The sequence below is a fragment of the Mycobacterium sp. Soil_C_30 genome, assembly GCF_057656995.1.
On the sequence record NZ_JBDGJH010000029.1, the window covers coordinates 85,838 to 93,634 of the forward strand.

The following is a 7,797-nucleotide window of genomic DNA, read 5'->3' on the forward strand; positions in this document are numbered from 1 at the left end:
ATTTCTCACGACCACCGTCGGGTCGGGCTGCGGGTAGCCCGATTGGCCCAGCACGGCGTGTGCCAGTGCCGACGGTCGTCGACGGCGTTGTCCCCCAGATCGGCCGGCCAGACCACCACATGAGCGGTGCCGACTCGTATCTCGTGGTCGCAGCCTGGGCAGCGGTAGGTCTTGACGGCTCTGGCGCCGGGTAGTTGCACCACCTCGTAGTCGTACCCGTCCGGCCCCACCTCGATCCGCCGCGACTGGAACAGCGGGCGGACCGGCTGCTGCCGCCTGTCCGCCCTGCGCCTGCGGCCCATCAGAACAGCCGGAACTCGTCGCTGTCCATACCGCGCATCTGGTCGTAATCCAAAGTCAGACAGCGAATTCCGCGGTCGGTGGCAAGTGTGCGCGCCTGCGGCTTGATCTGCTGGGCCGCGAATACCCCCGCCACCGGCGCCAGCAGCGAATCGCGGTTGAGCAGTTCCAGATAGCGGGTGAGCTGTTCCACGCCGTCGATCTCCCCGCGCCGCTTGATCTCCACCGCCACCGAGCGGCCCTGTTCGTCGCGGCACAGCAGGTCCACCGGACCGATGGCGGTCATGTACTCGCGCCGCACCAGGGTGTACCCCGCACCCAGGAGCTCCACGTGTTCGGCCAGCAACTCCTGCAGGTGTGCTTCCACGCCGTCTTTCACCAGCCCCGGGTCAACACCCAAGTCGTGGCTCGAGTCGTGCTCGATCTCCTCCAGTGTGATCCGCAGCTGTTCGCCGGCCTTGTTCTCGACCACCCACACCAGACGATCGTCGGTGCTGTCCTCGGTGAGCCAGCACGGCGGGCTCATCCAATTCAACGGTTTGTACGCCCGGTCGTCGGCGTGGATGCTGACCGAACCGTCCGCCTTGACGAGCAGTAACCGCCGCGCCGAGGGCAGATGCGCGGTCAGACGGCCGACGTAGTTCACGGTGCACTGAGCGATGACAAGACGCACGCGAACCACCTTAGGCGGCGACCGATACCGTCGAGGGACGAGACGGTTGAGGAGCCGCCCAACCCCGCCCAGCGGCGACCGATACCGTCGAGGGACGAGACGGTTGAGGAGCCGCCAAGTCGAGCTCAACGGATGGGCGCGCCCACTAGGCTTGCGCCACCATGAATGCCAACCCGACGCTGGCGCAGCGCCTCGGCCGCGTGCTCGAGTCCGTCACCCGCCAGAGCGGTCGGCTACCGGAGGCGCCCGAGTACGGCTCCTGGCTTCTGGGTCGGGTCGCTGAGACCCAGGCGCGACGCCGGGTGCGCATCCAGGCGATCCTGACGCTGTTGATCATCGTGGCCAACCTGATCGGCATCGGGGTGGCCACGCTCGTCGTGATGGTGGCGTTCCCTCAGCCCAGCGTGTTCGAGCCGGAGGTCCGCTGGATCACCTACGGCGTGGCCCCTGCCTACATTGCGGCCGCACTGGTGGTCGGGATCTTCTGGGCCACCCGACGGGTGATCAACAACGTCCGCTGGGCCATCGAAGAAACCCCGCCGACCCGTGATGATCAGCGCAACACCTTCTTCGCGCCGTGGCACCTCACTCGGGTACTGCTGGCGCTGTGGGGCGGCGGCACCGTTCTGCTGACCACACTGTTCGGCCTCGAGGACACCCGCTACATCGCGAAGTTCCTCTTGGGCATCAGTTTCAGCGGCATCGTGGTGTCGGCAAGCTGCTACCTGTTCACCGAGTTCGCGTTGCGCCCGGTCGCCGCCCAGGCACTCGAGGCCGGCCCGCCCCCACGCCGGTTCGCCGCCGGAATCATGGGCCGCACGATGGTGGTGTGGATCCTGGGCTCAGGGGTTCCCGTGCTGGGCATTCTGCTGGCGGCCATCATCACCCTGACGCTGCGACACGTCACCCCCACGCAGTTCACCATCGCGGTGATCATCCTGGCCGCCTTCGCGTTGATCTTCGGCTTCACCTTGATGTGGATCCTGTCCTGGCTCACGGCGACACCGGTGCGGGTGGTGCGCGCCGCCCTCAGCCGCGTCGAGCACGGCAACCTGAACACCAACCTGGTGGTGTTCGACGGCACCGAACTCGGCCAGCTCCAGCGCGGGTTCAACACGATGGTCGCGGGCCTACGCGAGCGGGAACGGGTGCGCGATCTGTTCGGACGGCACGTCGGTCGCGAGGTGGCGGCCGCCGCCGAGCGGGAACGTCCGAAGCTCGGCGGCGAGGAGCGGCACGCCGCGGTGATCTTTGTCGACATCATCGGCTCCACCCAGCTGGTCACGGGCCGCCCCGCGGCCGAGGTGGTGCAGTTGCTCAACCGATTCTTCGCCGTCATCGTCGACGAAGTGGACCGCCAGCAGGGACTGCTCAACAAATTCGAGGGTGACGCGTGCCTTGCGGTGTTCGGCGCCCCGAACCGGCTGGAGTGTCCCGAGGACGCCGCGCTGGCGGCGGCCCGGGCCATCGCCAGGCGGCTCGTCGAGGAGATCCCCGAGTGTCAGGCCGGAATCGGCGTTGCGGCCGGCCAGGTGGTGGCCGGCAATGTCGGCGCACGCCAGCGCTTCGAGTACACCGTGATAGGCGAACCCGTCAACGAAGCAGCGCGGTTGTGCGAGCTGGCCAAGTCCGTGCCGGGCCGGCTACTGGCGTCGTCGGATACCATCGAGGGCGCGACCGAAAACGAAAGACGCCATTGGACTTTCGGTGAGACCGTGACGCTGCGCGGTCACGACGAACCCACCCGGCTGGCGCTACCGGTCCAGCTCTGACTGCTCCTGCAACCAGCGCTCGGCCTCCTTGACCGCTTCTTCCAGAGTCGTGAACGCCGTGGCGTCGAACCGGTGTGGAGAACGGATCACCGCCCCATCGGGGTCCACCAGCAGACCTGTCTTCCCCTGCTGTCGCAGGGCAGAACTCATGCCGGCCAACAATTCCCGGGCCGGGTCGTTGATGGTGTCCAATCGCGATACGTCCAGCACCGCCACATCCAGATGGCCGCACTCCCGGCTGACCGTTCTGAGCACCTGCTCCGCCCCGGCGAACAGGAGATCGCCATGCACCTCATAGACCCGCACATTGTCGACGGGTTCGTACACCGCGCGGATGGTCGAACGGGACTCACGACTGACGGTCAGGAAGTGCAACCCGAGCTGGCGAGACAGGCTGCGGCACACCCGAACCCCACGAACACTGTTGCCCTTGGCATCCAACAGCGGTGAGTAGACACCGATTCCGAGCTGACCCGGAAGTACCGCCATGATGCCGCCGCCGACACCACTCTTGGCCGGCAACCCCACCCCTGTCACCCAGTCCCCGGCGGCGTCGTACATACCGCAGGTGACCATGACGCTGAGCGTGCGCTGCGCCACGTGATTGTCGGTCACGCGCCTGCCCGTCATCGGGTTCACGCCGCCGCGCGCCAGGGTGGCACCGATGCGCGCCAGATCGGTGCTCGTCACTTTCAGAGAGCACTGCCTGAAGTACACATCGAGAACCTCGTCGGGATCGCCTTCGAGCACCCCGAAACTCTGCAGCATGTAGGCGATCGCGCGGTTGCGGCTGCCGGTGGCCTTCTCCGAGAGGTAGACCTGCTCGTCGAGGTGCAACTGCCGGCCGGCGCACGCGGAGTAGAAATCGCGGATGCACTCGAATCGCTCGTCGGCGTCAGCGCCCTCGATCAGTGACACCGCGGCTATGGCACCGGCGTTGATCATCGGGTTCTTCGGGGTCTTGCTCACGCGGTCGACACTGATCTCGTTGAACGCCTCACCCGAGGGTTCCACACCGATCTTCGCATCCACTGCCTCCTCACCGAGCTGGTGCAGGGCCAGCGCGTAGGTCAGCGGCTTGGAGATCGACTGGATGGTGAATTCGACTGTCGCATCGCCGGATTGATAGACGTGGCCATCTGCTGACGACAGGGACATGCCGAAGCCGTTCGGGTCGACACCGGCGAGCTCCGGGATATAGGCGGCCAATGCCCCCTCGGTGCACATCGCGTGCTCTTCACAGATCCGATCGAGGTACTGCTGCACCAACTCCGCCACGCCGCGATCCTAGCTGGCAAGATCGCAGACGTGACCCTGCCCAAGACCATCACCGCGACCACCGTCCTGCTCGCTGCTGCGTGCCTGACCGCTGCGCCCGCTGCCGCAGACGATGACACATTCGTCGGCGCACTCGAGATGATCGGTGTCACCGCCGAGAGCCCTGCGGCGGCGGCGGAGATGGGACGGTCGGTGTGCGCCGGTTTCGATGCGGGGCAGGCCCTGCCCGTCGTGGTTGAGCAGTTGTCGGCCGGTCATGACCTGTCATTCGAGACGGCCAGTATGGTCGCCGGCTTCGCGGTGGCCGAGTACTGCGACCATCATGAGAGCGCGTTGAGGCTCGGGTAGCGTTCCGGCGTCAGGGGCGCGGTGAGCATCACCGGGCACTGCGCCATGAATCGCGGTGTGCGCCCACGATGTTCGTCGGCGGCGTGCACAGTGAACGGATGTAGCAGATACATGTCCCCCGGTGCACCCGTCGCATGCACCACCGGCCGCTCCCCGCTCGCCGCGTCGACAATCGGTCCGGCCTCCATACCGTCGAGCAACGCCGGGCCGAGGACGCCGGCCACGTCGCGATGAGAGCCGACCCGGATGCGGGTCGGGGCGTCGTCCTGCCCAACCTCGGACAGCAGGGTCAACAGCAGAAGCGTGTGCGGTGCACCACTGACCCACCAGGTGCCATCGGCACCCGGGGTGTTCAGATCGATGTGCCACCCTCGGTCCTGGGCCGGCGGTGACACCGGGAATCGAACCGGGATGTTGCCCAGCGCACCGCGCGGCACCCACCCGCCGGGGCCGCAGATCATGTCCAGAGTCTCGGCCAGGCGGCGACTGCCCACCAGGGCGCCGAACGGCCCGCCGCCGGTGAGATCGGACACCCACCTCACCGGCTCGGACCACCCGTCCGGGTCGTCAGGCCCCAAGTTCAGTTGTCTCCACAGCCGTGCCCGCGCGTCGTCCGCCGCCGAGCGCAACTCGGGCTGTTCGATCTTCAGATATCCCTGTGCCATGAACGCGTCGACATCGACCACAGCAGCCAGCGTGGCACGTCAAGCTCCCGGAGCGCCAACGATTTATCACCGCAGGTCACGAAAGCCTGGCGGTAACAGTTCTTTTCACGAATGTTCAGGCTCTGCGCAGTTCGAACAGCGGGATGGGCCGTTCGGTTTTGGCCTGATAGTCCGCCAGCACCGGCGCGAGTTCGGCCACCCTGGAGTACAACCGATTTCGCTCTTCACCGGTCACCTCCCGCGCGTCGATATCGTAGACCTCGGTGCCCACCTCCACGCGTGCACGCGGATGCGCCCGAAGATTGTGCACCCACGCCGGATCTTTGGCCGATCCGAGAAACGAGCCCGCCACGAGCATTCGGCCGTCAACGGTCAGATAAGCCAGCGGTGTCACTCGCGCCTTCCCGGACCGGGCGCCCGTGGTGTGCACCAGCAGGACGTCACCGCCGGGCAGACCGGCGATGGCCCCCTGGTTCGCCCTGAACTCGGCAATGACACCGCGATTGAATGCGCCGAGCGCCGCAGGATCGGACGCCAGCTCGGCCTTGTTGATCTGGTTCATCGGATCACCTCCCGGTACCAGCTTAACCGGACCGAGGTCCGGTTGGCAGCCGCCACCGCGATGTCGTAAACCCGCCAGCGGTGTCGGTGCCCGGGTGTAATCGTGGTACCCATGCAACCCGGCATCCATGACGACTTCGATCGTTGCTATCGCGCCGTGCAATCCAAGGATCCGCGATTCGACGGCTGGTTCGTGACAGCCGTGCTCACCACCAAGATCTATTGCAGGCCCAGCTGCCCGGTGCGTCCCCCCTTCGCCCGCAATGTCCGCTTCCTCCCGACTGCGGCCGCCGCGCAGCAAGCCGGCTTCCGCGCCTGTAAGCGTTGCCGGCCGGACGCCTCCCCAGGGTCGCCGGAGTGGAATGAACGCGGCGACGTGGTGGCCCGGGCCATGCGGCTGATCGCTGACGGCACCGTGGACCGGGAGGGCGTGACGGGTCTGGCCACCAAGCTGGGCTACACACCGCGCCAGCTCGAGCGGCTGCTGAACGCGGACGCCGGTGCCGGGCCACTGGCGCTGGCTCGAGCCCAACGCGCACAGACCGCGCGAGTGCTCATCGAGACCACCGCGCTGCCCTTCAGTGAGATTGCGTTCGCCGCGGGTTTCGCCAGTGTGCGGCAATTCAACGACACCGTGCGCGAGGTCTTTTCCTCCACGCCAACGGAGTTGCGCCGCCAGGCCGCCAAGGGCACGCCCCGCACAGGAAACTCGGGCACCCTCACCCTGCGGTTCGCGGTCCGGGCCCCATTCACGTACGACGGGGTGTTCGGCCATCTGGGCGCCACGGCGGTACCGGGTTGCGAGGAGGTTCGCGACGGGGCATATCGCCGCAGTCTGCGGTTGCCGCGCGGAACGGGCATCGTCAGCCTGACGCCCGCCACCGACCATGTGCGGTGCAGCCTGCACCTGGAGGACTTTCGCGACCTGTCCGCGGCCGTGGCACGGTGTCGCCGGGTACTCGACCTCGACGCCGACCCCGAAGCCATCGACGCCGCCCTCGGTGAGGACTCGGCGCTGCAGCCGTTGGTCGCCAAGTCCCCGGGCCAGCGGATACCCCGCACCGTTGACGAGGCGGAGCTCGCGATACGCGTCGTGCTGGGCCAGCAGGTGTCCACGAAAGCGGCACGGACGCACGCGGCCCGGCTGGTCGCGCACTACGGCATGCCCGTCGCCGACCCAGCCGGTGGCCTCACCCACACCTTTCCCACCCCCGAGGAGCTGTTGCAGCTGGACCCGATGCGCCTCGCCGTGCCCCACACCCGCCGGCGTACCGTCATCGCGCTCATCGAGTCATTGGCCAGCGGCGAGCTCGTGCTCGACGCCGGATGCGACTGGCAACGGGCCCGCGACCAGTTGATGGCATTGCCGGGAGTGGGGCCGTGGACCACAGAGATCATCGCGATGCGGTGCTTCGGCGATCCAGACGCCTTCCCCGCCTCGGATCTCGGGGTCCGGGCCGCCGCTGCTCAGCTCGACATACCCGACGGCGTACGAGCGCTCACCGAATACGGCAGCAGATGGCGCCCGTGGCGCTCATACGCCACCCAATATCTCTGGACCGCACTGGACCACGACGTCAACCACTGGCCACCGCGAGGGCCTCAGAAAGAAACGAAGAAAGCAGCATGATCCGATACCGCGTGATTGACAGTCCCATCGGCCTACTCACACTGGCCGGCAGAGGGCCGGTGCTCACGAATCTGCGAATGGTCGATCAAACGTATGAGCCTGACCGGGCCGACTGGACACTCGACGATCGCGCATTCCCCGACGCAGTCGAACAATTGGCTGCCTATTTCGCAGGCGAATTGCAACAATTCGATCTGCGGCTGGAATTCCAGGGCACACCATTTCAGCAGAAAGTCTGGGAAGCGCTTCGCACCATTCCTTACGGCGAAACCAGATCCTATGGCGATATTGCGCTTCAAATTGGAAGCCCGACGGCTTTCCGTGCCGTCGGTTTGGCGAATGGACATAATCCGATCGCCGTGATCGTCCCGTGCCACCGGGTTATCGGCGCGAATGGCAGTTTGACCGGATTCGGCGGCGGGCTCGATCGAAAGCGGATGCTGCTCGCATTGGAGCAGAATGTGGCGTCCTTGACGCTGTTCGATTGAAAGTCTGGAAATAGAAATACCCCCCACGGGTGTGGGGGGTATTTCTGAATGTGTGTTCGGCGGTGTCCTACTTTTCCACCCG

9 protein-coding genes are annotated in these 7,797 nt (G+C 66.4%); 4 read left to right on the plus strand and 5 right to left on the minus strand.

The features are described 5' to 3' along the window. Positions 1–5: 5 nt before the first annotated feature. Together AC3A6P_RS33240 and nucS are read right to left on the minus strand one after the other, a co-directional pair. On the minus strand, positions 6–302 hold the full coding sequence (locus AC3A6P_RS33240) for a hypothetical protein (protein ID WP_487696651.1): 297 nt from the start codon (positions 300–302) through the stop codon (positions 6–8). Next, on the minus strand, positions 302–973 hold the full coding sequence (gene nucS / locus AC3A6P_RS33245) for an endonuclease NucS (RefSeq protein WP_487696652.1): 672 nt from the start codon (positions 971–973) through the stop codon (positions 302–304). Before nucS ends, AC3A6P_RS33240 begins: the two co-directional genes overlap by 1 nt. A 161-nt stretch (positions 974–1,134) precedes the next feature. Here nucS and AC3A6P_RS33250 point away from each other — a divergent pair, with 161 nt between their 5' ends. Further along, the gene (locus AC3A6P_RS33250) at positions 1,135–2,745 is read left to right on the plus strand and encodes an adenylate/guanylate cyclase domain-containing protein (protein ID WP_487696653.1); all 1,611 of its coding nucleotides are present in this window, start codon (positions 1,135–1,137) and stop codon (positions 2,743–2,745) included. On the opposite strand, the gene glsA is transcribed toward AC3A6P_RS33250, so the two are convergent. Then, positions 2,728–4,023 (minus strand): glutaminase A, encoded by a 1,296-nt coding sequence (glsA, locus tag AC3A6P_RS33255; RefSeq protein WP_487696654.1) that lies wholly within the window; start codon positions 4,021–4,023, stop codon positions 2,728–2,730. The two genes, AC3A6P_RS33250 and glsA, sit on opposite strands and share 18 nt — an antisense overlap. A gap of 30 nt (positions 4,024–4,053) precedes the next feature. Here glsA and AC3A6P_RS33260 point away from each other — a divergent pair, with 30 nt between their 5' ends. Continuing rightward, positions 4,054–4,371, plus strand: a complete 318-nt coding sequence (locus AC3A6P_RS33260) for a DUF732 domain-containing protein (RefSeq protein ID WP_487696655.1) — start codon at positions 4,054–4,056, stop codon at positions 4,369–4,371. Here AC3A6P_RS33260 and AC3A6P_RS33265 read toward each other — a convergent pair. Next, positions 4,344–5,057: a phytanoyl-CoA dioxygenase family protein gene (locus AC3A6P_RS33265; protein ID WP_487696656.1), complete on the minus strand. Its 714-nt coding sequence runs from the start codon at positions 5,055–5,057 to the stop codon at positions 4,344–4,346. The two genes, AC3A6P_RS33260 and AC3A6P_RS33265, sit on opposite strands and share 28 nt — an antisense overlap. Positions 5,058–5,151: 94 nt before the next feature. Then, positions 5,152–5,598 (minus strand): nitroreductase family deazaflavin-dependent oxidoreductase, encoded by a 447-nt coding sequence (locus tag AC3A6P_RS33270; protein ID WP_487696657.1) that lies wholly within the window; start codon positions 5,596–5,598, stop codon positions 5,152–5,154. 123 nt (positions 5,599–5,721) lie between these two features. On the opposite strand from AC3A6P_RS33270, the gene AC3A6P_RS33275 reads away from it, so the two are divergent. Both AC3A6P_RS33275 and AC3A6P_RS33280 read left to right on the plus strand, forming a co-directional pair. Further along, the gene (locus AC3A6P_RS33275; RefSeq protein ID WP_487696664.1) at positions 5,722–7,227 is read left to right on the plus strand and encodes an AlkA N-terminal domain-containing protein; all 1,506 of its coding nucleotides are present in this window, start codon (positions 5,722–5,724) and stop codon (positions 7,225–7,227) included. After that, positions 7,224–7,715, plus strand: coding sequence for a methylated-DNA--[protein]-cysteine S-methyltransferase (locus AC3A6P_RS33280; RefSeq protein ID WP_487696658.1), 492 nt, complete (start codon positions 7,224–7,226; stop codon positions 7,713–7,715). The genes AC3A6P_RS33275 and AC3A6P_RS33280 overlap by 4 nt, the downstream gene beginning before the upstream one ends. Positions 7,716–7,797: the final 82 nt, after the last annotated feature.